Origin of the sequence: Micromonospora coerulea (genome assembly GCF_016598485.1) — a bacterium.
GTDB lineage: Bacteria > Actinomycetota > Actinomycetes > Mycobacteriales > Micromonosporaceae > Micromonospora > Micromonospora coerulea.
The window spans coordinates 70669-94937 of record NZ_JAEMUW010000024.1; the positions used below are offsets into that span (position 1 = coordinate 70669).

Sequence of the window (24269 nt, forward strand, 5' to 3'; positions counted from 1 at the left end):
TCGGGATCAGGAGATGGCAAGTGCGGCGAACCGCCAGTACTGGCCGGCGTTGTCGGCGGCGAAGGTCAGGTCGACCGGGTGGCCGTTCGCACCCCCGTCGATCGGGAACGTCAGCCAGCCGAACTCTCCGGTTGGTGACGGGCTCTCCAGGTGGGCGAGCGTGCGGCCCTCGCTGGACACCGTCATCGGGTCGGCGGGGAAGCTGGCGTCGCCGACGAGCAGGTGGACCTCGTGGCTGCCGGCCGGCACGTCGAGTCGCAGGGTGGCCGCCACGCGGTCGGTCACGATGTCGCGGCGCAGGCTGTCCGGTCCGCCACGGTCGCGGGACTGTGGCGCGGTGCCGATCCAGCCGTAGGCCTTGGCCGGATCCCAGCCGTCGGAGGGCGACAACCGGCGGTACGTCGGCAGCAGCGGGCTGGTCGCGGTACCGGCATCGAGCGCCAGCCGTACGCCGTCACCCCGCGGCGCGGTCACCGCCTGTGCCTCCGGCCGGCCGTACACCGGCGAGTCGGTCGCCGTCACCGCCGCGGCGACGGTCGCCACCTGCGGCGCCTGCGTGGGGGTCACCGAAACCGGGATGGTGACCTTCGCGAACGCGGGCACCGCCTGCGAGGTCGCCCCCGACACCCAGCCGTCCGGGACGGCCAGGCGGGCGTCGACGGACACCGGATGGTCGGTGCCGTTGGCGACGGTGACCGCGACCTGCCCCGTCTCGCCCGTGAACAACGGCTGGTCGGGGAGGGTCAGGCCCTGCACCGAGACGTGCCCGGAGGCCAGGACGGTCAGGTCGTCGACGTACGTCGGGACAACGGGTGGTGCGGCGCTGCCCCCGACGGCCTGCACCGCCACCTTCGGCGACCCGCCGAGGCTCGCGGTGCCCAGCGGGTACCAGTCCTGGCCGTCGCTCGTATACTCCGCGGCGACGTCCGTGCCCCGGCGCACCAGCCGTAGGTGTGCGGACTCTCCACCGTAAGGGATCGACGACCGGCTGCCGATCTTTCCGCCCGACTCGGCCAGGAACTCCAGCGCGCGTCGCCCGTCGACCCAGCCGAGGTCGGCCTTCACATAGTTGTCGTCGTCGACGTACGCGTAGAGCCCGACCTGCTGGAAGTCGGCGGACAGTTCGGGCGCGTCGAACGTGGCGGCGGCGGTGAAGTCGGCCTGCGGCGTGTCGGTGCGCGCGAACAGGTTCCGGCCGTCGCCGCCGGCACCCGTCTCGCCACCGGCGAGCGTCGACAGCCGGAGCGAGCCGGGCCGATCCTGGAGATTCCAGCCGGAGCCGTCCGGCCGGATGATCTGCCAGCCGGCGTCCAGCGTGCCGGAGTCGAAGTCGTCACCCGCCGGGCTGTTGACGGTGTCGATGCTGCGGACGGTGAAGGGCACCGGCAGGGCTTCGGTGTCGGCGTCGACGACGGCCCGCACGAACCCGGTCGAGGAGAGGTGGTCGGCGGTGAGCGTACCGGTCAGCGTGACGTCGACGGTGGCCTCGCCGCCGGCGGGCACTGTGAAGGGCACCGGCTGTGCGGCGAAGCCGGGCGGCGGGTCGACCACGACCGTGCCCTGGCCGCCGTGGCCGAGCGCGTCCACGATCGTCACCCGCTGCCGCAACGTTCCCGGCCGGTCCAGAGGTGCCGCGAGGATGCTGGCCCGGGCGATCCGGACCGGCGAGAACATCACCCGCCAGCCGAGCTTGTGGGACCGGTGGTAGGTGTCGAGCCCCTTGGTGTGGAAGGGCGGCACCGGTTCCGGATTCTGTCCCGATCCCCAGGTCGGCGTGCACCAGAACTCGGTGGAGGTCCAGTACATCTTGCCGATGAGGTGCGGCCGGTTGTTCAGCAGCCGGTTGTGTTCGTCGATCAACGAGGCCTGGTAGAACTCGGTCCCGCGACCCACCCCGTCCCGCTGGTGGACGGCTTCCGCCCCGTACTCGCTCAGCAGGATCGGCTGGCCGGTCATCTCCTGCAACGCGTCCAGGTGCGACGTCAGGCTCTCCAGCGTCGAGTACCAGCCGGCGTAGTAGTTGGTCGCGAAGAAGTCCTGGTAGGGGTAGGCCCGGTCTCGGGTGTGCCGGTGGGAAACCTGGGTGTAGAGCCGGCTCGGATCGATGCTCCGCCCGTAGGCGATGACGTTGCGGACGTAGTCGACCGCCCCGTCGGTCTCGGTGGCGTTCTCGTTGCCGACCGACCAGGCGAACAGGCTCGGGTGGCTACGGTCCCGGGCGACCATCCGGGCCAGCGCCCGCTTGCCGAACTCCTGCACGTCCGACCTGCCGAGGAACGTACCCGGCTGTGAGCTGATGTTGTTGATCTCCTCGATGACGAGCATGCCGTACTTGTCAGCGGCCTGCAGCTCGGCCGGAGTGGTGGGGTAGTGGGCGGGCCGGAAGATCCGGAAGCCCTTGTCGTGCAGTTTCTTGATCTCGCGGTCGGCCAGCCCGTCCGGCTGGGTGCGACCCAGTCCCGGGTAGTCGGCGTGCCGGTTGAAGCCCGGCAGGTCCTGGACCGGCTTGCCGTTGAGCAGCAGGTCGAGGCCGTGGACGGCGACGGTGCGGAAGCCGGTCTGCTCGACGAGTTCCCGCCAGGCCGTGTCGCCCAGCGGACGAAGGTGCACGGTGTAGAGGTTGGGGTGGTCGAGGTCCCAGAGGGCGGGTCGGGGGACGTCGACCTCGATCGGGGTGGCGACGCCGCCGCCGGCGGGCACGGTGGTGCGCACCTGCTGCGGGCCGAGCACGCGTGAGCCGTCCGGCCCTTCGACGGTGAGCAGCGCGGTCACCTGCCGCGGGGACGTGGTGGCGTTGACGCCGGTCGGGCGCAGGGTCAACTGCCCAGTTGCCGCTCCCTCGGCCCGGGTTTCGGTCAGCGCCACAGCGGGCGTGCGCTCCAGGCGTACCTGCTGGAGCAGGCCACCCCAGTTCCAGTACAGGCCCTGGACCGGACGGGCGTACTCGCCCATGGTCGAGACCCGGTTGTCGACCACGACCGCGATCGTGTTCGTACCCGCGCGTACCGCCTCGGTCACGTCGAGCCGGGTGGGCAGGTACCCGCCAGTGCTGCTGCCCACGTCCACGCCGTTGGCGAAGTATCTGCAGGTCCAGAAGCACGATTCGAATGCCAGGGCGGTGCGTTCACCGGGATTGGGCGCGTCGAGGTCGACGGTCCGGCGGTAGACGCCGACCACGCCGTTGTCGTCGTTCCACTTCGCTTTCACGGCCCCGAACGAGTCGGGTACGACGATGGTCGGCCAGGCGTCGGTGTCGTACTCCGGCCGCACCGCTGGCGGTACCGTCCCCTCCAGGGCGCCCTCGGGCAGCTCTGCCGCGGTCGAGAACTGCCACCCTCCGTCGAGGCGTTCGACTCCTGGGCCGGCCGGTGGGGCGAAGGTCACGACGCGCTTGGTCACGGTGCGCGTGCCGGAAGGGCTGTCCGCCTCGGCCTTCAGCGTGTGCGAACCGGCCGGAAACCACGTCGCGTCGGTGGTGGTCGCCCAGACAGGGGCGGTCTTGGTTTTCCGCGCGTACACATCGGTCAGCTCGGACAACTGCACGTTGTCGAGGTAGAACCGCACGGCGGTCGTACCCGGCGGAGCTTCGACCTCGAGATCCACGGCGCCGGTGAGCCGGCTGTCCCGCGGTGCCGTGAAGCGGATCCCGGTTTCGGTCGCGCCGGCGCTGCCGGCGGGCGCGACCAGCACCACCGCCAGCACCACAGCGAGGGCGGACAGGCAGGCGGCGATCGGTCTGGGGAGGCGGATCCTCATGACAACGTCCTCGCGTGTGACGGGATGGAACGGTCTCCGGTTTGTCAGGCGCCTGCGCGCGTCCGGAGCATCGCAGCTTCCTGAAACCGTTTGCGGTTCCTCTGATGCCAGCAAACGGCTGGTGCGTCCGTCAATGCGTCTGAGGGGATGAAACAAGTTTCAAGAATGGCCCCCCGCCTGCTGACTTCACCGCCGACCGGGTACATCGGCCGGTTGACGGCCACGGACCGCTCGGCCGGGAGGTCGGGGGATTGAAACAAGTTTCAGTCTCCGGACGCATTGACCGCTGGCCCCGTGTTTGGTGTCGTGAACGTCGGACCGCAAACGGTTTCAAGGCTTTCCCTACGCGACGAGGGTTCGGAGGAGATGCCATGGCACCGATCACGCATCCCGCCATCAGCCGACGACGGCTCTTCGGCCTGGGGGCGTCCGCCACGGTCGCCACAACCCTGGCCGGCGCCGCTCGCCCGGCGCGGGCGGCAGCGGCGGACGCCGTCTCGCAACCGAGGGACGCCTCCGCTGAGCTGCTCGAACAGTGGCGGGAGGCCCCCGGCTGCCACCCGCTGGTGCCGGACGTGTCGGCCGCCGGCTACCGGCTCGGCGAGCGGCCGCCAACGCCCTCGGTGGTCACGAAGGTCACCGACTTCGGTGCCCGTCCCGACGGGACCGACTGCACGGCAGCGTTCAATGCTGCCGTCCGACAGGCGGGCGAGCACGGTGGGGGCGTCGTGCTGATACCGCCGGGGACCTACACGCTGTCCGGGCCGGTCTGGATGCACTGGTCCGGGGTGGTGCTTCGCGGGGCCGGTCGGGAATCCACCGTGCTGCATTTCGCGTGTACCCTCGACGACGGCTACCGGCCGAACCGCCAGTCCAACGGAAACAGCCGCTGGTCCTGGACCGGCGGGCAGATCTGGTTCGTCGCGCCGGAGCGTCGCGCCCGGTCGGAGGCCGAGGACTATGCCGGGACCGAGGGGTGGCTGCTCGGTGACGTGCTCGCCGAGGTCGGCGCCGCATCCCGCGGCCAGCGGACCCTTGTCGTGTCCGACACGAGCCGGCTGACGCCCGGTGACATGGTCGTCCTGGAGTGCCAGAACCCGCCGGACGCCAGCCTGCTGAAGCACCTCGCCGGCGACGTTCCGGGGACCCGGGACTACGACTGGCCCCGCGGGGCGCCCCAACTCGTGACGGGATCCGGCGGGCAGTACGTGCAGTACGCGACGCTGCAATGGCCCGTGCGGGTCGAAGCGGTGGTCGGCGAGCGCGGCGTCCGGCTGGCGCAGCCACTCAAGTACGACCTTCGGCCCGGCTGGCCGGCGCGGCTGCGCGCGATCGGCCCCACCGTGCGCGACGCCGGCGTCGAGCACCTCACGGTCAGGAACGAGCTCGTCCCCCAGACCGCCCACAACAAGCACCCGGGCTCGAACGGGGTGTGCTTCCAAGCGGTCCACGACTGCTGGGCGCGGGACGTACGCGTCGAAAACTGTGACCTCGGGTTCGGACTCACGACAGCCAAGTCGGTCACCATCACGGGGGTGGCCGTCGGCGGACGGGCCGCCCACCACAGCTTCGCCTGCCGGATGCAGTCCAACGACAATCTGGTGGAAGACTTCGAGATCGATCGGTTCAGCGTCCCCGTTCCCTCCGGCGCCGTCCATCACGGCCTCAACCTCGAGGGGCTCTCGGCCGGGAACGTCTACCGCCGTGGGCGCATGGCCGAGGGGACGTTCGACACCCACCGCGCCCTGCCCTTCGAGAACGCACGGACCGACATCACCCTCGAGAGCAACGGGCGGGTGGGCGGTTCCGCCGCGTCCGGCCCGCTCTTCGGTGCGCGGATGGCGCACTGGAACGTCAGGATCACGAACGGCCGCCAGTACGCGGTCACGATCGCCGACGTGGCGCCGCGCAGCGTGACGCTGGGCGTACAGGGCGTCGACGACACCAGCAGTGGCCTGTCCCGCGACTTCTCCGGCGACCTCGAATCGCTGCTCGCCGATCACGGGTCAGCCCCGTCCGTCGACGACCTCTACGCCGCGCAGCGCCGACACCACTAGCTCGACCATCTGCCCCGAGGAGGACGGCGATGCGTGACCTGGCGCGCCGGAGGCTGTTGACGGCCGGCGAAGGAGCCGTACGGACGAGCACAATTGGTGCGGCCGACCGCATCGTGAGGCGGGGCGCCGTCCACCGCGGACTCAGAGTGCTGCATCGGTTTCTGGTCGTCGGCGCGCTGGTCGCCGGGCTGGCGCCGCACGGCGGTGCCGCGGCCGCCGCCGGCGAAGACGCCGGTGCGACAACCTCTTTCCCGCTCACCACGACGTTGAGCGGGCACAACGCGCGGCTGACCGATGACTTTCAGGGGTTCTCGGTGGAGTCGGCGGACTTTGCGCATGGCTTCCTTACCGAGGAACGGATGTCCGAGCGGCTGCGGACGTTGGGTCCGGGTGTGATCCGGCTGGGCGGCTATTCGATGGACCTGGTGTGGCCGGCCTTCGGGCGGTGGGCGGACGTGCCGGCGCCGCCACAGGCGATCGGCGGCACCGTCGACCAGTCCGACCTGGACGAGCTCAAGCAACTGCTGGACGCCTCCGGCTGGAAGGTGACCCTCGGCGCACCGCTGAAGATGATCATCGACCCTTCCAAGATCAAGAACCCGGCGCGGGACCCGTCCCCCGAGGTGAGCCTCGAACAGGTGGTCGCCGAGGTCAAGGCGGCGTACGACACCCTCGGCGACGACCTGCTGGCCGTCGAGCTCGGCAACGAGTACGACAACGTCACCACCCTGACCGGGGCGGAGATGTGGGACACGGCCAAGCAATACCAGGCTGCGATCAAGGCAGCGGTGCCGCGCGCAGGGCTGAAGATCGTCGGACCCTCCCCGAGCGGCGCGAAAAGCAGCAGCCGGGTGGACGAGTTCGTCACCGCGGGGCTGGCCGACGAGTCCGTCAACCCGCAGCAGGTGCTCGCCGAGCTGTCCTCGCACTGGTATCCGTGGAGCCACTGCAGTGGCCGGACCATGACCATCCAGCAGCTGATGTCCCCGGAGACGCATCTCAACACCCGCGTGAAGCTGGCCGGAATGCGCGCGGTCAGCGCGAGGCTGCACGACACGATCCCGTCGACGATCAACGAGTCGAACTCCGCCTCGTGCAGCGGGATGCCCGGCGTCAGCAACTCCTACGCCACCTCACTGTGGTCGCTGGACTACCTGCTGCAGGCGGCCCAGAGCGGCATCGACAGATTCCAGTTCCACACCAACACCGCCGCGATCTGCGGGGACTTCAAGCCGCGGGACTCCGCCGACTACCCCATCTCCTACCGCTACTACGGCGCCTTCTGTGCCACCGACCAGGCCGCCCTGGACACCAACCAGCTCTCCGCCAACCCCCTCTACTACGGCATCTGGGCATTCCGTCAGATCCCCACCGGCCAGTTCGTCGACCTCGACCTCCCCGACACCGCCCTCGACAAGATCCGCGCCTACGCCGTCATGGGCAGAGCCGGCACCCTCACCGCCGTACTCATCAACATCCAAGACCCGGCAGCCGCCGACAGCACCCACGACACGGTGACGCTGAACCTGCCCTCGTCATACGGCCAAGCGCGGGCAGTGACCCTGCAGAGCGCGGCACCCGAGGGCCTCGCCTCCCTCGACCCCACCCACATCACCGTCGGCGGCCAGACCATCACACCCGCCGGCACCGCCACCGGCACCCCACAACCGACCACCGTGCCCGTCGACCACAGGTCATCGACCATCACCGTCGCACCCGGCACTGCGCAAATCATCACCTTCACTCACTAGCAGGCGAGTCGCCTCGGAGGCAGCGGTGCCGCGAGTTGGTGACGACACACGATCGGTGTCGCAGTCCGCCGATCGGGTGCCTGGCTATTCCAGACCACAGGGAGCCCGCACCATGCAGTGTCCAGAGCCGGATGTGTCCAATCCGCCGCGGGGCGTCAGCCGGCGAACCCTGCTCGGCGGCCTCGGACTCACCGCCGCCGCCACGATGGCCGGGGCCCGCTTCGCTGGTCCGGCGGCGGCCGCCACACCCGACGGTGTCCTGAGCGTCGTGGTCTCGGCGACCCCGGCAGGCCGCGGAATGCCGCTCGTGGGCTACAACACCGGCCATTTCATGCCCGGCAGCAATACGAGCGCCTGGCTGGAGTACGCGCGGGTCAACGCCGTCCGCTTCTTTGCGTCCTTTGAGGACTGGTGCCCGGACGAGGCCTTCGACCCCGGGGCGGGGATCTCCGGCATTGACGCCTTCGATGCGGCGAAGGACGAGCTGCGGCGCAGCCCCGAGGACAACCGCTTCCTGGACTGGGAGCTGTTGCACGAGGTCTTCGAGCAGCACGTCTACTCGAACACCAACTTCTACCGCCTCAACCACCAGCTGGCCGAGCTCAGGCGACTCGGCATCACCCCGATCATCGAGGCCGCCCAGCTGCGCTGGAACAGCCCGTGGTCGGGGCTGTGGCAGCAGTGGCAGAAGCACTACGCGCTGACCTACCACCTGGCCGGCAACTACGACGTCGAGCGCTACAACTTCCTCAACGAGCCCGACCACCCCGGCGCCGCCAAGGACATCGTCGACCAGCAGATCTACGTCCGCGGGTTGCAGATCGCCTCGGACGCCGTACGCTGCGCGATCGCCGACGTCAACCGGCGCTACGGCAAGCGACTCCGCGCTCTCGTCCACGCGCCGGTCATCACCCATGTGTCGAGCTCACGCGGGAACGATCACATGGACGCCGACCCGGACGCCGACGCACGCGACGACCAGTACGGCTGGGGCGAGATCTCGCTGCGGAACCTGCGCACCGACTACCACGGCGCCCACGTGGACTACGACATCTTCAACGTCTTCGACACCCACCAGTACAACAAGACGGCGGACGTCTACGCGTACGAGTTCGCGATGATGCGCCAGCGGATGCGGGAGTACACGCCGACCGGCACCGCGCTCCCGATCGTCTATTCCGAGTTTAACCGCCGCAACACGAGCGCGTTCGAGACCAGCGGCGACGACCTCAACTCCCCGATGATCTACTGCGACCTGGCCCAGATCTGGGGCGAGGCGGTCCTTGCGCAGGCCGAGGGCATGATCACGTTCAAGTTCCAGAACACCATGCGGTCCAACGGCATTCCGTACGGCACGGGCTGCTACTACGTGGAGCCCGGCGGCGTCTACGACATCCACGGCGCCACCAAGGCCGCCGAGGTCAACCGCCTCTTCGCCAAGGGCTTCGCGGGCGAGCAGCGCCGGCTGCTGCGCGGCACGGCCGGCGACGGCAGGACGGTGCCGGTCGCCCGCGACCAGCGGAGCCGCTGCCACTACCTCTGGCTCCCACACCCCAGCGGCACCCCGGCGGGACCCGTCTCGCTGGACCTCAGCGGACTGGGCATCGGCGGCGGCCAGGTGGTCGTCGAGGAAGTGAGCCCGACACACAGCGGAGGCATCACGACGGTCGCCCCACTGCCCGCCGACGGCAGGATCACCCTGGAGCAACCCGCCGAAGCCGTCTGGCTGGTCACCGTGGCGGACGCCGGCGACTCACGCTCGTACGAGGCCTGCGCCGACGCCTCTCTGAGGCAGGGCGGCCCGCCCTCCGGCGGCGCCCAGGAGAGCTTGGCCGTCGCCCTCGACCCGAGCGGATCCTCGGCCGTGAGCTACCTCGCCTTCGACCTCGGCGGCGGACCGGCGGCGCGCCGGGCCGTACTCGAGGTGCACGGCAGCGGCATCGACGGAGAGCCGCTCACCTTCATGGCCTACGCCATGACCGACACGTCCTGGACCGGACGCGAGCTGACCTGGGAGTCGGCGCCCTACCTCGACTCCACCGCGGTCCGGCCCACCTCAGTCGGCGACCGGCTCTACCCGGCCGGTCAGCTCACGACCACGGGTGCCAGCGGTTCCGCCCGGCTCGACGTCACCGACGCGCTACGCCACGCCCACGGCCGCAGCCTCGGATTTCTGCTGATCCGCGAGCCCAGGCGAGCCGAGGACACCGCCGACAACGGCCGCCACGTCGAACTTGCCGGACGCGCCGATCCCCAGCCGACCCTCCGCCCGCGGCTGTACCTGTACAGCTGAGGCAACCACACCGTTTACCACAGCAAGGGAGAACCCATGAGTCCTCAGACTGAAGGCACACCTGTCGATACAGATCGCGGAGCCCCTTCCGCCGCCGCGCGAGGCCGCCTCCTGCGCCGGTCAGTGGTCGCCGGCGTGCTGGCGACCGGGCTCGTGGCGGCCGCGAGCGGCATGCAGGCTGCCGCCGATGAGACCCCGACGACGCGCCTCACCCTCACGGCCACCGTGGACGGACGCAACGCGCCGCTGAGCGGGGAGTTCCAAGGCTTCTCGGTGGAGTCGGCGGACTTCGCGCACGGTTACCTGACGAAGGAGCGGATGGCCGAGCGACTGCGGACGCTCGGTCCCCAGGGCGTGATCCGGCTCGGTGGCTACTCCATGGACCTGGTGTGGCCGGCCTTCGGTGCGTGGAGCGACGTGCCGGCGCCGCCGAAGGCGATCGGCGGCACCGTCGATCAGTCCGACCTGAACAACCTCAAGCAGTTGCTGGACGACACGGGCTGGAAGGTGACCCTCGGCGCGCCGCTCAAGACGGTCATCGACCCGTCCAAGATCAAGAATCCGCTGCGGGACCCGTCCCCCGACGTCAGTCTCGAGCAGGTGGTCGCCGAGGCGAAGGCCGCGTACGAGACCCTGGGCGACGACCTGCTGGGCGTGGAGCTGGGCAACGAGTACGACAACGTGACCACGCTGACCGACGCCGAGATGTGGGAGACTGCGAAGCAGTATCGGGCGGCCATCGACCAGGCGCTGCCGACCGCCCACCTGAAGGTCGTCGCTCCGTCGGCCAACACGGCGAAGACCAACACCAGGCTGGACGGGTTCGTGACGGCCGCGCTCGCCGACGAGTCCACCAACCCGCAGCAGGTGCTCTCGGAAGTGGCCTCCCACTGGTACCCGTGGAGCCATTGCGGCTCGTCCCAGATGACCATCGACCAGCTGATGTCCCCGCTCACGCACACGAACACCCGCAGCAAGCTCGCGGGCATCATGGCCGCCGGCGACCGGCTGCACGGCACGATCCCGATGACCGTCAACGAGTCGAACAGCGCCTCGTGCAGCGGGATGCCGGGGGCGAGCAACTCGTACGCCACGGCCCTGTGGTCGCTGGACTATCTGCTGCAGGCCGCGCAGAGCGGGGTCAGCAGGTTGCAGTTCCACACGAACACCGCGGCAATCTGCGGGGACTTCAAGCCGCGGGACTCCGCCGACTACCCGATTTCCTTCCGGTACTACGGCGCCTTCTGTGCGGCGGACCAGGCGGCGCTCGACGCGAACGAGCTGTCGGCGACCCCGTTGTACTACGGCATCTGGGCGTTCCGGCAGGTGCCGCAGGGGCGGTTCGTCGACCTCGACCTCGCCGACGGCGACCTGGACAAGGTCCGCGCCTACGCCGTCATGGGGCTCAACGGCACGCTGACGGTGGTGCTCATCAACGTCCAGGACCCGGGCAAGGCGGAGAGCACCTACGACTCGGTGACCCTGAACCTGCCGTCGTCGTACCGCAGGGGACAGCAGGTGACGCTGCAGAGCTCGGCGCCGGCGGGGTTCGCCTCGCTGGACGCCGGCCGCATCACCCTCGGCGGCCGCACCGTGACGCCGGCTGGAACCGCCGTCGGCACGGCACAGTCCACCGCCGTCCCGGTCGAGCACACCTCGTCGACGGTGACCGTCGCGCCGGGAACGGCGCAGATCATCACCTTCTCGCACTAGTCGAGGTCGGATGACGGTGGCGCAGCGGCGTCACCGTCATCCCTCGGCCCGTCCCGGCCGGTCCCGGCCCCGTTCCGTTCCGGTGAGGCCGACACCGGTACCGCCCCTGTTCGGGCCAGAGCCCAGGAGAGCCCGATGACAACGGATCACACCAGACGAGACCTCCTTCGATGGGCGGCGCTAGCGGGCGCCGCAGCGGCCCTGACGCCGGTAGCCGGCGGCAGCGCGTCCGCTGCCCCGACGCCCGCGGGCAACCCTTGGGCCCGAGCCGAGTACATCGGCGGCAAGGTACGCCGTCCGCACTTTCCCGAGCGCCGGCTCGACCTCGAGAGGTTCGGGGCGGTGGGCGACGGCGTCACGGACTGCACGGCGGCGTTCCGGCGTGCCATCGAGGAATGCCACGCGGCCGGTGGCGGCCATGTCGTGGTGCCGGCCGGCCGGTTCCTGACCGGCCCGATCCACCTGCTCAGCAACGTCGACCTGCACGTCGCGGCCGACGCGGTCGTGTTGTTCAGCCAGACGCCCGCCGACTACCTGCCCGCCGTACTGACCCGGTTCGAGGGCGTCGAGCTCTACAACTACTCGCCGCTGATCTACGCCTACGGCCAGGAGAACATCGGCGTCACCGGCGCCGGTGTGCTGGACGGCCAGGCGGACAACGTCCACTGGTGGCCCTGGAAGGGCAAGACCGAATACGGTTGGAAGCCTGGCGACCCCAGGCAGGACGAGGCCCGCGCCCGACTGTTCGCGATGGCCGAGCAGGGTGTCCCGGTCGAGCAACGGGTGTTCGGCGAGGGTGATTACCTGCGTTCCTCGTTCATCGAGCCGTACCGCTGCCGCAACGTCCTCATCGAGGGCGTCACCATCGTCAGGTCGCCCATGTGGGAAATCCACCCGACCTGTCGGAGAACGTCCTGGTGCAGGGCGTCACCATCAACTCGCACGGCCCAAGGGCAGCAGACCCCGTCGCGCCAGCTGGGTCAGTACCAGCCGGCCGATCAGGTCCGCGCCAGGTTGATTGCAGCGACGCATAGTCGAGGCCGAAGTCGGCGAGCTTGCCCGGCCGGAAGTTCTCGACCAGGGCGTCGGCGCGGCCCGTGGGTCAGTGGGCGACCGCGCGGTCTCCCGGGTCGGTCAGGTCCAGCACGATGCTGTGTATGTTGCGGTTGACGCTGGTGAAGTAGGTGCTCATCGCGCCGATGTATGGCGGACCCAGTGGCGGGTGTCGTCACCCAGGTCCGGACGCTCGACCTTCACGGTGGCGCCCAAGTCGGCGAGGAACATCCTGGCCAGGGGCCCGGCGAGCACGCGGCTGAAGTCGGCCACGAGCAGGCCGTCGAGCGGCCCGGTGGGGGATTGCACAACTGGCCTCCGTGGTCGAGGCTCCCGCTTGCGCGCTGCTGGCTCGGTACCTAGCCTGCCCGCACTGATCCGTCCGGGGAAGGGAGGGCGGCGGGCAGTTCGCCACCGCCCTCCCTCGACACTTCGTCTTCACTGCGGAGGGAGCTGCTCCGCTAGGTGGTCGGCTCCATCTGCGGAGCGGCCACGGCCGTATGCGGCGTGGAACTCCTGACGGCGTCCCCCGCTGGGGCGTCGCTTCGGTCGTGTGGCCGACGAACGAGCAGGTACAGCCAACCCGACCCGATGACGACCGCGGCCGACAGCACGACAATCCAGTTGGTGTACCAGGGCGCATCCGGGGTTCGCGGCCAGGCAATGTTGATCATGGCCAGTACCCCGTAGACCTGCGCCCCGATGGTGACCGGCAGACCCCACCCGCGCAGCTGGAAGGCGCCCGAGGGTCGCCAGCCCTTGATGCGGGCGCGCAGGGCCGCCAGGACCACCATCTGGAAGCCGAGGTAGATGCCCAGGGTGGCGAACGAGATGATCGCTGTCAGGGCGTCGGCCGAAATGATGGACCCGAGGACGATGAGCGCGGGGATGACGGCCGCGACGATCATGGCGTACGGGGGGACCCGACGCGACGGCAGGAAGAAGCGCAGTGCCTTCGCGCCGATGATCATGTTGTCTCGTCCGTACGAGTACATCAGACGGCTGGCGGCTGCCATCAGGCTCATGGCGCAGGACAGGAACGACAGCATGACGACGGCGAGGACCACCTTGGCCCCGACGACCCCGAAGGCGCTGTCGAGGATCGTGGTCAGGGGGTCGGGGTCGGTGCCGTCGATGACTGCGGCGTAGTCCTTGACCGCGAGCAACAGGGACAGGCAGACGAACATCGCCGCCGCGCCGCCGATGTAGATGGTCATGCGCATGGCCTTGGGGATACGCCGGGTCGGGTCCGGCACCTCCTCCGCGACGTCGCCGCAGGCTTCGAAACCGTAGTACTGGAAGATGCCGATGAGGCCGGCGGCGAGGAACGCGGTGAGGTAGCTGCCCTGGGAACCGGCGCCGAACGTGTCGAACAGGACGCCCAGGCCATGGTGCCGCTCGGTGGCGAGGAGCCAGCCGCCGACGGCGATGGCGCCGAGCAGTTCGGCGGCGAAGCCCAGGGTCGCGGCCCAGGCGAGCCACTGCGTGCCACCGAGATTGATGGCCAGGGCGACCGCCAGGATGATCAGAGCGCAGGTGATCGTGGTGCCGGTTCCCGCGGTGAAGCCGAGGAGCTGACCCAGGTAGGGACCGGCGCCGTAGGTGACGCCTGCGATCGTCATGAGTAGCGCGATGAGGTACACCCATCCGGTCATCCACGCCCATCGTCGTCCCCAGAGACGCCTGGCCCAGGGGTAGACCCCGCCGGCGACCGGGTACTGCGACACGATCTCGCCGAAGACGAGGGCCACCAGCAGCTGGCCGATACCGACGATGACGAAGGACCAGAACATCGGTGGGCCGGCGGTCGCCAGGGAAAGGCCGAACAGGGTGTAGACGCCGACCACGGGGGAGAGGTACGTGAAGCCGAGCGCGAAGTTGGCGCGCAAGCTCAGGTCCCGCTCGAACTCGGGTTTGTAGCCGAGCTCGGCAAGCTGTGCCGCGTCCTGGTCGTGGGACGGGCTGTGGGCCTGGGCCAGTAAGGGTTTCGCGCTCACCGCTGACCCTCCTGGCCTACCGGCACCGTCTCCGTTTCGGCCGCCACTTCGGCGAGCAGCTCCGAGCCGGGGATCACCTTGTGCGCGAAGTGCGCGTGCATCCAGTCGAGGTGGTCGTGCCGGCTGTTCATGATTCTCAGGGTGTCCCAGTTGGGGAAGGTCTGCTGGAGCACCCAGCGCTGCATGAGCCGGGGGTCCACCTCGTAGACGTGCGCGAACGTCTCCAGAGCCACCATGCTGACCCGGCGCGGATCGGGCGGGGTCATCTGCTCGGCGTACCGGTACGCCGAGGCAGCCGAGGGGCCGTGCCGACTGACGTCACTCATGGATCGTCCCTTCGTCGTGCCCGTAGGCCCTGTCGAGCAGGTACTTTCCGGGGTTCATGATGTTGTTGGGGTCCAGGGCACGCTTGACGTCGAGCATGACCTGGAAGCCACGACCGAGCTCCTGCGGTACGAGGTCGACTTCGCCCTCGCGGCAGGAGCCGTGGCACGCGCTGATGGAACCGCCGTGGGCGAGGGCTGCCGCCGCCATGTCGCGCTTGGCCTTGACCCACATCTGCCACGCGTGGTCGTCCAGGCGCTGTTCCCAGATGCCGACGTCGATCTCGGTGAGGTAGTCCACCCCGGTGTTGCCGGAGGTGTAGGCGAACATCCCCCAGTCGTCGAACACGTCGGTCTGGCGGCGGAGATCGGCGATGATCTCGTGCCACGCCTTGGAGACGGCCGGGATGTTGGTGTAGTTGACCGCCGCGTCCTCGCAGTGCCAGCTCATGGGGACGACCTGGCCGTCCTTTGTACGCCCGTGCAGCGGCGTGGCGTAGCGGTCGTGGCGCGCGGCCCAGTCTCCCTCGGAGATCTCGTCACCCAGGTACCGGGCGCCGTGGTCGCGGGCGATGCGGAACAGTCTCCGCCCGCCCGCGCGGACCTCGTCCTCGTAGCCGTAGAGGGCAGCGCAGACCAGGGCCCGCACGTCACCAGGCTGCGGGATGTACGCCTCGTCGTCGCGCCGCAGGTAGGCGACCTTGTGCTCGTCGAACAGGACGGCGCCGGCGAACGTCGCGACACCCGCTCGGGCCAGCGCACCGACGCAGGCGTATGCGTCGTCGTAGTTGTCGAACGCCCAGAACGGCGAGAGTTCGGCTTCCGGCTTCGGGAACAGCTTCAGGGCCGCCTTCGTAGCGATGCCCAGCGTGCCCTGATGCCCCATGAACAGGTGCTTGAGCTGGTATCCGCTGGAGGACTTGCTGATCTTCTGGCCGATGCCGTCGCCGACGTGCATGATCTCGCCGGTCGGGAGGACGTGGTCGAAGCTCAGGACCAGGTCTCTGGTGTGACCGTAGCGTGAGCCGATGAGGGACCATCCGCTCGTGCCGATGCGGCCGCCGACCAGGGAGCAGGGGTAGGAGGCCGGGTCGTCGGGGTAGAACAGCCCGTGCTTGGCCAGCGCCTCGTTGAGCTTGAGCATGTTGATCCCGGTGCCGACGGTGACCGTCCGGTTCTCCAGGTCCAGCTCGTGGATCTGGTTCATCCGCTTGACGTCCATCACGATCCCGCCGCGAAGCGGGACGGCTCCGTCCGTCAGCCCGGTTCCGCCGTCCCGGGGCACGATCGGGATCCTCAGCTCGTTGGCGATCCGGACAACGTCCGCGACCTGCTGGGTCGACGTCGGCAGGACCGCCAGGTCAGGCACCCGTTCCGCCCAACGATGCACCGGGAACGGCGCCGGGACCCGGGCTCGGTTGTAGCGGTCGGTCTTGCTGGTCAGGACCTGGTCGTCCCGCAGCACGGTTCGCAGCGCCCGCACCACCGTGTCCAGGTGGCTGGTGGTGATGGTCATCAGTGCTGCCCTCCGCAGCCGCAGCCGCAGCCGCTGCTTCCGTTTCCGCAGCCGCCTCCCGAGTGGCAGCCCCCGCCACCGCAACCGCCGCGACCGCGGGGTTGCGGGACGCCCGTTCGGGCCGTTGCGGCACGCTTGTCGCCGACCTCGCCGCGGCTGCCGCCGACGGTGATGCCCAGGGACTCCGCCAGCAGTTCGTGCAGGTCGACCACGTCGATGTCGCGCGCATCGCCTGCCTCGCTGAGCGGGCGCTCGGACCATGGGCAGGCGCTGACCAGCGTGTCCACGTTCAGCTGGGCGGCCTTGTCCAGGCGGTTGGCGCTGATGGCCGCGGTCAGCTCCGGCTTCTCCACCGGCAGGCCGCCGCCACCTCCGGAGCAGTACGACCACTGGGTGACCCGGTCGACGTCTTCGAAGGTGAGACCGGGAATGGCGCGCAGAATCTCGCGGGGCTCCTTCCAGATCCCCTTGCGCTTGTTGAGCCGGCAGGGGTCGTGGTAGGTGATCGTGCGGTTGACCGGGACGGTGGGCGTCAGCCGCCCCTGCCGAATCAACTCGGCGAACACCTCGATGACGAGGACCACCTCGATGTCGAACTCCGCGCCGAAGTACTTCGGGTAGTCCTCCGTGAAGGTGATGTAGTCGTGCGGGTCCAGGACCAGCACGCGCTTTGTGCCCGTCGTGCGCCAGTTATCCAGGTTGTGCCGCGCGAAGCGCCTGGCCTGGTCGACGTACCCCATCTCGGCGGCAGGGCCTCCGCAGCACCACTGCTCGCCCATCAGACCGAACTCGTACCCCGCGGACTGGAGCACCTGGGCGACAGCCCGCGGCACGGAGGTGCGGTAGAAGGCCGCCTCGCAGTCGACGAACAGGATCGTGTCGCCGCCGATGGGGATGTCGAGCCCTTCAGCCCAGTCCCTGACCCGCTCCTGGCTCACCGGGGTCTGCCCCAGCACCGGCTCGTGGGTCCGATCGTTGGTGCGCTCGTTCCACGACTTCCACTGCGGCTGATGGATGTCGCTTTCGACCGCGAGGGCGCGGACGGCCTTGACCACGTCGACGGTACGCGTGCGGAAGCGGTAGAAGTCCCCGGTGAACAAGGTGTTGGGGCAACGCAGCTCGCACGCCCCGCACTGGGTGCAGTTCACGTAGTCCGCGGCGATGTCGGCGATGTCCAGCTCGCCGCGCTCCATGGCCACGACGTTGGCGTGGAAGGCGGTGGGGGTCCAGGACTCGTTACGTGTCACCTGCATGACGGGACACACCTCGCGGCAGAACTTGTGGCCGGAGGAGTAGCAGTTGTACGACGCGTTGCGCCACTCCTGGACGAACTCGCGTGTCTTGGGGTCTGCGAGGGGGACGATGTCCGGACCCTTGACGAGGTCGCGGTACTCGGAGAGTTCCGGGGCGTTCGACGGCGCGCCCGGCGTGAAGGGGCGGGACAGCGCATCGGCCCCAGCGGGGTCAGTCTGGGTGTCGGTCACAGGCTCTCCTGATGGATGCTGATGTGACGCCCGACACTAGACGGCCAAAACTATGAAATCAATGGTTTGGGATTAGGGTTTTTGTCGTCTGGGATGATGTCGCCGTGATGTCTTGAGGCAGCCGGCGCACCCCGAACGGGAGGAACGAGGCTCTATGACACTGCTATCGGGTGTCGCCCACCGGGCCGTCTTCGCGCCCTTGGACGACGGCGCCGCCCGAAGTGAGGCCGTGGTCCGCAGGCTCGGCGGCGCCATCGCGCTCGGCCTCATCGTCGACGGGGAGCAGTTGCCCCCGGAAGTCGAACTCGCCACCTCCCTCAACGTGTCCACCATGACCCTGCGAGACGCGCTCAGCGACCTCCGCGCCCGGGGCCTGGTGAGAACTCGCCGCGGCCGCGCCGGGGGGACGTTCGTACATGCCTCCCCTGACGCGCTCTCGGACCTGACCCACGCCCGGCTCGCAGAGCTGGGCACCGCCGATCTTCGCGAGATGGGGGACTTTCACGCCGCGGTCGCAGGGGCGGCGGCCCGGCTTGCGGCGTCCCGAGCCTCCCGCAAAGAGATTGGGCGTCTCCACGAGATCGTCGATCAATTCGCGGCCGCTGGCCAGAACACCGACCAGCGCCGCCTGGACGGTCGTTTCTACATAGAGGTCGCCGCATGCGCACAGTCCGTCCGCTTCACCATGCAGGAGATCGACCTGCAGGTAGAGGCCGGGCAGCTGCCGTGGCCTACCGCAGGATCACCAGAGCGTCTTGACCAGACGGCTCAGGCTCATCGGGCAGTCGTCGACGCGATCGCGGCGCGAGACGCCGACGGCGCCCGCAGGCTCACGGAGGCCCTTATCGCCATGCGCACCATGTGGCTGATCACCCTGCGACTGCGGCTCGCTGCCGACGTCGAGACCGGTGTCGGCTCGACCGGGCAAGCCGCTCAGGAGGTGCTCCAGTGACTACGGAATCACGGGATGTCTCGCAGGTCAGCGCTGTCGTCGCCGGGCCGGTCGAGGCAGTCTTCGACAAAGTGATGACGCTGCACGACGAGGCGCTGCGATGCCACCGCGCTGCGCGGGCGCGCGGGAACCGTCTGCGGAGCATGGATATCGCCGGGTTGGCGCAGTCGATGCGGGACATGCTCGCGGGCCCACAGCAGATCGTGGTGGGCGTGGGCATGATCGTCGCGCCCGGGCTCCTGTCCGACGTTCCCCTTTACCTGGAATGGTGGCAGCGTGAGTCCTCGCTGGAGCCCCCCAAGCCGTTGAAGGTGGACCTCAACCCATCCAGCCTCGGCTTCTACGACTACGCGGCGGCGGAGTGGTTCGAGGTGCCCCGCCGGTCCGGGAAGCGTCACATTGTGGGTCCATATGTCGACGTCCACGGCACCGGCCGCTACATCATGACCCTGACCGCTCCCGTGATCGACGACGGGCAGCTTCTGGGCGTGGTGGGCGCCGATGTCACCGTCGGTAACTTCGAAACCCTTCTGCTGCGGGCGTTGCAACCTGAACGAACCCATGTGGTAATCGTCAACGCGGAAGACCGCGTTGTCATGTCCACCTCGGCGCGGTATCTCACCGGGTCGCTCTTGGCCGATGGCCGGGATCGTTCAACCACCCATGAGATGCCGGGCATTCCTTGGCGCCTGCAGATTGTGGACTCTTAACCGGCTCCTGTCCGGCTGCCCGTCAGCGAGTAGTGTCCCGCCAGCGGATCTCCGGGCGGACCGTCTCCTGCCGTAGTGGTGGATCTGGTTCCTGAATACGACGGAGGAGCAGATCGACACTTCGCCGTCCCAACTCCTCCATCCGGAGGTCGAGGCCGGTGATCGGCGGCCGGTGCAGCCGTACGAGGTCGCTGTCGGTCAACGCCGCCAGTTGGAGATCCTCCGGCATGCGTAGGCCGACCATCTCGGCCGCCTCGGCGACACCGATGGCGAAGCGGGTGGCGGCGACCACGAACGCGTCGGGTCGGTCAGGTGCATCGAGCAGCGGACCCGCCAGCTCTTGTGCACCTGTGGCGCCAGCGCCCTCGTAGAGGCTGTACAGCCGCATCTGGCTCCCCGTGCGCGCACACCAAGCCTCGTACGCCTGGCGGGAGAACCTGTTCCAGGCGTTGTCCTCTGTGCCGCTCACCATGACGACCGCCGTCGCGCCATGAGCGTGCAGGTGTTCCAAGAGCTGGGTGACGGCTGCGCCGTAGTCGACCCGCACCGACCAGGCGTCCTCAGGATGGTCAGGGTCGACGTCCGCGCACACGACGGGTACGCCCCGGCTGTGCAGCTCCCTGAGCAAGGCGTCGCTGCCGTACGGCGCCTCGACGATGCAGCCGTCCATCGGGACGCGTTGCGAGTCCACGTTCAGCAGGTCCGGGACGTGTACGAGGCCTCGGCCAGTCGCCAGGGTGGCGGCCGCGACCGCACCGGAGAACCGGGTGAACGTTTCTGTGCCGGCAAGCGACCCGGCGACGGCGTCGCGCGGGCGAAGCACCAGGCCGAGCAGGCCTGACTCACCCGTACGGAGCGAGCGGGCCGAGGGGTTGGCGCGGTATCCGAGCGCCGCCGCCGCCTCCTGGACGCGGGCCGAGGTTTCCGCGGAGATCCGACGTCTCCCGCTGAACACGTGAGAAACCGTGCTGATGGAGACGCCGGCCCTGTCCGCCACGTCCCGGATCGTCACTCTCGGGGGTCGAGCGGAGGAAGCAACGGTCACATGCCGATTATGCCCCCGGCTGATGACTCACCTGCGACCGGCAGGCAACGGCCCTCACCGTGACCGTTGACACACGCCGGCCTGGGCCCATAGGGTCTCGCAACAATCAAATCGTTTTGACAGGGAGGGGTGAGCGACGTGAGAGTGGTTCCTGCGACTTCCCGGGCGCCGAGCGCGGCAGGGCAGGAAGGCCATCGGCCACGCGTGCGACGGGTTGTGACCTCGGCAGCCATCGGGCAGTTCGTCGAGTGGTACGACTTCACCGTCTACGCATACTCGGCTGCGATGATCGCGCAGCTGTTCTTTCCTGGCGAGGATCCCGTGGTCGGCCTGCTGTCGACCTTCGCCGTGTACGCGGTCGGCTTCGTCATGCGACCCGTGGGAGGAATCCTCTTCGGGCACCTTGGCGATAAAGGCGGGCGCCGCGGTGTGCTGGCGTTGGTAATCCTGCTCATGGGCGGCGCGACGCTCGCCATCGGCCTGTTGCCCACCTACCAGCAGATCGGGGTTGCCGCTCCGGTCCTCCTCGTGACCTGCCGCCTCCTGCAAGGCCTGTCGGCCGGGGGTGAAGCGATGGGGTCCAACTCACTCGTCGCGGAGCACGCACCTACGAACCGCCGTGGTCTGTTCGTGGGGTTCACCTACTCCTTCGCGAACGTGCCGCCGATCTTTGCGGCGCTCCTCATCCTGCTCCTGACAAATGTCTTGGCGGCGGACGCTTACAGTTCATGGGGCTGGCGGATCCCCTTCCTGGTTGGCGGTGTCATCTCCTTCATCGGGCTCTACATTCGTCGCCACGTCGAGGAATCGCCCGCCTTCGAGGCAACTCGAGAAGCCAAGAGGGTGACCCGCATCCCTGCGGTGTCGGTCCTGCGCGATCACGCCAAGCCGCTCGCGTTCACCTTTGCCATGGCCGCGCTCTCCGGCCTCGGCTTTTACACCCTCACCGGCTACTTCGTCACGTACCTCACCCAGGCGGTCAAGCTTCCGAGCAACGCGGCCCTCCTGTCGAACTCCATCGCACTGACGATCGCCTTCGTCGCGATGCCGCTCGCCGGGCTGGCGTCCGACCACCTCGGTCGGAAGAAGGTGCTCGCGGCGGGTGCCCTCCTGTCCGCCGTCGTCGCGATCCCGGCCTACGTCCTCGCCGGGCAGGGGACACTGTCCGGCGCGATCGCGGGTCAGGCGCTGCTGGCCCTCGCGTTGGGCATCTTCTTCGGCCCGGTTGGTATCGCGTTCCTCGAGGCGTTCCCGACACGAGTGCGGTTCAGCGGATCGGCCATCGGATACAACGGCGCCTACGTCGTCTTCGGCGGGACGGCGCCGCTGCTCGGTGTTTGGCTCGTCGAGCGGACAGGGAGCCTGCTCGCGCCAGCGGTCTACATGGCCGGTCTGGCCGCACTCGTCTTTGTGGCCGCCCTGCTCATGCCGGAGACGTACCGCCGTCCCATGCTCGACGCCGACGACCTCGGGCCGGAGGTGGCGGCGCAGGAACCGACCGCGCCAGCAACGTCCGCGTCAGCGCCCACCCATTAATGAAGGAGACCTCGTGACCAATCGCGATTCTCTGGTCGTTTCTGTCGTCCAGTTCACCGCGTCCGACCTCGACCCCGACGGCACGGTAAAGAAATGCCTGGCGCTCATCGACAAGGCCGCCGCCGATGGCGCTCAGCTCGTCGTGCTGCCGGAGGTGTGGACCGGTCTCGGCTACTCCTCGCCGATCGCAGCCAAGGAGTTGGCCCAGACGGTGCCGGGACCAGCGACCGACGCGCTGGCGGAAAGGGCGCGCCAGCACGGCCTCTACATCGTCGGCTCGCTTTACGGGCATGCGCCGAGCGGCCGACTGTACAACGTGGCGCCTGTCATCGGCCCTGAGGGCACGGTCCTCGGGCGCTACGTCAAGACGCACCTCTTTGACGCTCCCAACCGCGCGGATATCAAGGGCGGCATCAGGGAGTCGGACAAGGTCGAAGCTGGCCACGAGCTGCCCGTGTTTTCGACCGAACTCGGACCCATCGGTGTCACCATCTGCTCCGACCTACGCTTCCCCGAGCCCTACCGCCTCTTGGCGCTCCGCGGCGCTCGGATCATCCTGAACGTTTCCGCGTTCCTGGCCCCCCGCGTCGACCACTGGGAGTTCCTGCTGCGGGCGAGAGCGGTCGAGAACCAGGTATTCGTGGTGGGCTCTGGGCAAGTCGGTATCGAACCAGCTAGCGGAATCGGCTTCGTTGGACGATCGATGATTGTCGACCCGTGGGGTACCGTCATCGCGACCGCATCTGACACGGAGGGCATTGTCACGTCGCGGATCGACATGTCCATGATCGACCAGGTCCGGCGGAGTTATCCGCTACTTGAACAGCGACGCCCGTCACTTTATGGCGACATCGCAGCCGCCGTCAACGATCAAGGTCTCCTCGCCCCCGGGCCGGCCGTTCCCACGAACGCCTAAGGGCTTGCAGAAGAACAACACGCGGATTCCGGATCCGGCCGAGTTGCTATCGAAGCCACCCGCGGCCTGCGGAGATTCCCCTCGACAGACTGCACGCACTCTCGATGCCCATCGCCTATTTGCGCAGGTCCAACGAGTGCCTACCACAACGGCGCTTCCCAGAATCGGAATCAGCGTGTTAATCCTCTGCGCGCCCTAACGATCTCGTGCGCAACAGGGTGGTCGCGGCACCACCTCGGGCGCGCGTGATGATCTTCAGTTGCCGAGCCGGTCGGCTCGTCGATTGTTCAACCGCCCCGCGTTCACCGGGATCTCCCGCCGGCCGGTCCTGGCGGCGGTGTTCGTGGCGGAGATCGGCGAGGTCGACCGGTTCGGTGGCCCGGCGCAGCTGGCCTCGTGGGTCGGGCTCACGCACGCGACCGCGAGTCCGCCGAGCACCTGGGCAGGCCCGCATCTTGGGAGCCCGCGTCAGTGCGGCGGTGCGGTGACCGGAATCCACGTCCACGGTCGTGCGGAGCACGGGCCGCCGTTCTGCAGCATGAGCCGTCGGGCCGCCGGCTCCACCGCGACCGTGGCGAGCGTCGCCCACCGGGCCCCAGCCGGCCGTCGATCGGCGGGTGGCAGCACACCTCGGCACCATCATCGGCGTGGACGGTGAGCAGCGCGGCGAGGTCGCCGACGCTGTCGGGGTCCCGCCACTCGCGAACCCGCGCGGATAACGCGCGGAACCGGTCGTACGTCTCCGGCTCGCGCCGTCCGCGCAGCTCGCCGGCGGCCAGCACCGGGTCGAGGAAGTGGTTGGTGTGCAGCAGCCAGCCCTCTTCGTTCGGCGGGACCACCGCGACACCGGCGGGGCTGACCTCGACGCACGCGTCGTTCACGTCGTCTTCGCCCACGACGCCGTGCGGGTGTCGCACGCCCACGGCCGCCCCGCCGCCGGACTCACCGACGGCGTGCTCGAGCTGCTGTTCTGTGGCCTGTCCAAGACCGCCGGCGGGTGGCCGCGCCGGTGCCGCTGGGATGCGATGGTCCCGGCTGGCCGGTCACCGGGAACTCCTGAACGCCGATTCAGGACGCCAGCCGTTCGATCCAGGTCACCCAAGCAGGCACGTGTGCGTATGGTTCGACTCGCTCCTCCGACACGAACCCCCACGGCTCGACTGCCAG

General features: G+C 68.9%; 17 protein-coding genes and 1 pseudogene. 9 read left to right on the forward strand and 9 right to left on the reverse strand.

The window, feature by feature from the left end; all coding sequences use genetic code 11:
• Window positions 1-6 precede the first annotated feature (6 nt).
• Entirely contained in the window at window positions 7-3756 is a 3750-nt protein-coding gene (locus tag I8N68_RS25915) for a glycoside hydrolase family 2 TIM barrel-domain containing protein (protein ID WP_200215106.1), read from the reverse strand.
• A gap of 371 nt (window positions 3757-4127) precedes the next feature.
• Between I8N68_RS25915 and I8N68_RS25920 the strand changes: the two genes are divergently transcribed.
• The 5 genes from I8N68_RS25920 (at window position 4128) to I8N68_RS34025 (ending at window position 12740) form a co-directional block, all read left to right on the forward strand.
• Window positions 4128-5813, forward strand: a complete 1686-nt coding sequence (locus I8N68_RS25920; protein ID WP_200215107.1) for a glycosyl hydrolase family 28-related protein — start codon at window positions 4128-4130, stop codon at window positions 5811-5813.
• 146 nt (window positions 5814-5959) lie between these two features.
• Complete coding sequence (locus tag I8N68_RS25925) at window positions 5960-7564, forward strand: glycosyl hydrolase family 79 C-terminal domain-containing protein (RefSeq protein ID WP_200215108.1); 1605 nt, start codon at window positions 5960-5962, stop codon at window positions 7562-7564.
• A gap of 112 nt (window positions 7565-7676) precedes the next feature.
• On the forward strand, window positions 7677-9857 hold the full coding sequence (locus I8N68_RS25930; protein WP_200215109.1) for a CBM96 family carbohydrate-binding protein: 2181 nt from the start codon (window positions 7677-7679) through the stop codon (window positions 9855-9857).
• Window positions 9858-9992: 135 nt separating this feature from the next.
• On the forward strand, window positions 9993-11570 hold the full coding sequence (locus tag I8N68_RS25935) for a glycosyl hydrolase family 79 C-terminal domain-containing protein (protein WP_200215110.1): 1578 nt from the start codon (window positions 9993-9995) through the stop codon (window positions 11568-11570).
• 135 nt (window positions 11571-11705) lie between these two features.
• On the forward strand, window positions 11706-12740 hold the full coding sequence (locus tag I8N68_RS34025) for a glycoside hydrolase family 28 protein (protein WP_307812975.1): 1035 nt from the start codon (window positions 11706-11708) through the stop codon (window positions 12738-12740).
• An 18-nt stretch (window positions 12741-12758) separates the two neighbouring features.
• Here I8N68_RS34025 and I8N68_RS34030 read toward each other — a convergent pair whose 3' ends face one another.
• The 5 genes from I8N68_RS34030 to I8N68_RS25965 all read right to left on the reverse strand — a co-directional run bounded on the left by I8N68_RS34030 (window position 12759) and on the right by I8N68_RS25965 (window position 17943).
• Window positions 12759-12932, reverse strand: coding sequence for a CoA transferase (locus tag I8N68_RS34030; RefSeq protein WP_307812976.1), 174 nt, complete (start codon window positions 12930-12932; stop codon window positions 12759-12761).
• A gap of 152 nt (window positions 12933-13084) precedes the next feature.
• Window positions 13085-14620 carry an APC family permease gene (locus I8N68_RS25950; RefSeq protein ID WP_200215111.1) on the reverse strand — a complete coding sequence of 512 codons (1536 nt, stop codon included), beginning with the start codon at window positions 14618-14620 and terminating at the stop codon, window positions 13085-13087.
• The gene (locus I8N68_RS25955; protein ID WP_200215112.1) at window positions 14617-14946 is read right to left on the reverse strand and encodes a hypothetical protein; all 330 of its coding nucleotides are present in this window, start codon (window positions 14944-14946) and stop codon (window positions 14617-14619) included. Before I8N68_RS25955 ends, I8N68_RS25950 begins: the two co-directional genes overlap by 4 nt.
• Window positions 14939-16459, reverse strand: a complete 1521-nt coding sequence (locus tag I8N68_RS25960; RefSeq protein WP_200215113.1) for an FAD-binding oxidoreductase — start codon at window positions 16457-16459, stop codon at window positions 14939-14941. The genes I8N68_RS25955 and I8N68_RS25960 overlap by 8 nt, the downstream gene beginning before the upstream one ends.
• A complete protein-coding gene (locus I8N68_RS25965; RefSeq protein ID WP_200215114.1) occupies window positions 16459-17943 on the reverse strand; it encodes a (Fe-S)-binding protein in 1485 nt (494 codons plus the stop codon). Before I8N68_RS25965 ends, I8N68_RS25960 begins: the two co-directional genes overlap by 1 nt.
• Window positions 17944-18097: 154 nt before the next feature.
• Between I8N68_RS25965 and I8N68_RS25970 the strand changes: the two genes are divergently transcribed.
• Both I8N68_RS25970 and I8N68_RS25975 read left to right on the forward strand, forming a co-directional pair.
• Window positions 18098-18895, forward strand: a complete 798-nt coding sequence (locus tag I8N68_RS25970; protein ID WP_200215115.1) for a FadR/GntR family transcriptional regulator — start codon at window positions 18098-18100, stop codon at window positions 18893-18895.
• On the forward strand, window positions 18892-19605 hold the full coding sequence (locus I8N68_RS25975) for a cache domain-containing protein (protein ID WP_200215116.1): 714 nt from the start codon (window positions 18892-18894) through the stop codon (window positions 19603-19605). The genes I8N68_RS25970 and I8N68_RS25975 overlap by 4 nt, the downstream gene beginning before the upstream one ends.
• A 22-nt stretch (window positions 19606-19627) precedes the next feature.
• Here the strand turns inward: I8N68_RS25975 and I8N68_RS25980 are convergent, their stop codons facing one another.
• Together I8N68_RS25980 and I8N68_RS34330 are read right to left on the reverse strand one after the other, a co-directional pair.
• Window positions 19628-20275: a LacI family DNA-binding transcriptional regulator gene (locus I8N68_RS25980; protein ID WP_234040601.1), complete on the reverse strand. Its 648-nt coding sequence runs from the start codon at window positions 20273-20275 to the stop codon at window positions 19628-19630.
• A gap of 213 nt (window positions 20276-20488) precedes the next feature.
• Window positions 20489-20650, reverse strand: a pseudogene (locus I8N68_RS34330) (LacI family DNA-binding transcriptional regulator); the annotation flags it as partial.
• Window positions 20651-20866: 216 nt separating this feature from the next.
• Between I8N68_RS34330 and I8N68_RS25985 the strand changes: the two are divergent.
• Both I8N68_RS25985 and I8N68_RS25990 read left to right on the forward strand, forming a co-directional pair.
• A complete protein-coding gene (locus I8N68_RS25985; RefSeq protein WP_307812977.1) occupies window positions 20867-22186 on the forward strand; it encodes an MFS transporter in 1320 nt (439 codons plus the stop codon).
• Window positions 22187-22199: 13 nt separating this feature from the next.
• Entirely contained in the window at window positions 22200-23102 is a 903-nt protein-coding gene (locus tag I8N68_RS25990) for a carbon-nitrogen hydrolase family protein (protein ID WP_200215119.1), read from the forward strand.
• A 407-nt stretch (window positions 23103-23509) separates the two neighbouring features.
• Here the strand turns inward: I8N68_RS25990 and I8N68_RS33180 are convergent, their stop codons facing one another.
• Window positions 23510-23983 carry a C45 family peptidase gene (locus tag I8N68_RS33180; protein ID WP_234040602.1) on the reverse strand — a complete coding sequence of 158 codons (474 nt, stop codon included), beginning with the start codon at window positions 23981-23983 and terminating at the stop codon, window positions 23510-23512.
• Between the last annotated feature and the right edge of the window lie 286 nt (window positions 23984-24269).

Coding starts and splice junctions, on each gene's coding strand:
- I8N68_RS25955 (WP_200215112.1), bottom strand. CDS start 14,946: ATGAGTGACGTCAGTCGGCACGGCCCCTCGGCTGCCTCGGCGTACCGG.
- I8N68_RS25930 (WP_200215109.1), top strand. CDS start 7,677: ATGCAGTGTCCAGAGCCGGATGTGTCCAATCCGCCGCGGGGCGTCAGC.
- I8N68_RS25970 (WP_200215115.1), top strand. CDS start 18,098: ATGACACTGCTATCGGGTGTCGCCCACCGGGCCGTCTTCGCGCCCTTG.
- I8N68_RS25915 (WP_200215106.1), bottom strand. CDS start 3,756: ATGAGGATCCGCCTCCCCAGACCGATCGCCGCCTGCCTGTCCGCCCTC.
- I8N68_RS25920 (WP_200215107.1), top strand. CDS start 4,128: ATGGCACCGATCACGCATCCCGCCATCAGCCGACGACGGCTCTTCGGC.
- I8N68_RS25960 (WP_200215113.1), bottom strand. CDS start 16,459: ATGACCATCACCACCAGCCACCTGGACACGGTGGTGCGGGCGCTGCGA.
- I8N68_RS34025 (WP_307812975.1), top strand. CDS start 11,706: ATGACAACGGATCACACCAGACGAGACCTCCTTCGATGGGCGGCGCTA.
- I8N68_RS25980 (WP_234040601.1), bottom strand. CDS start 20,275: ATGGACGGCTGCATCGTCGAGGCGCCGTACGGCAGCGACGCCTTGCTC.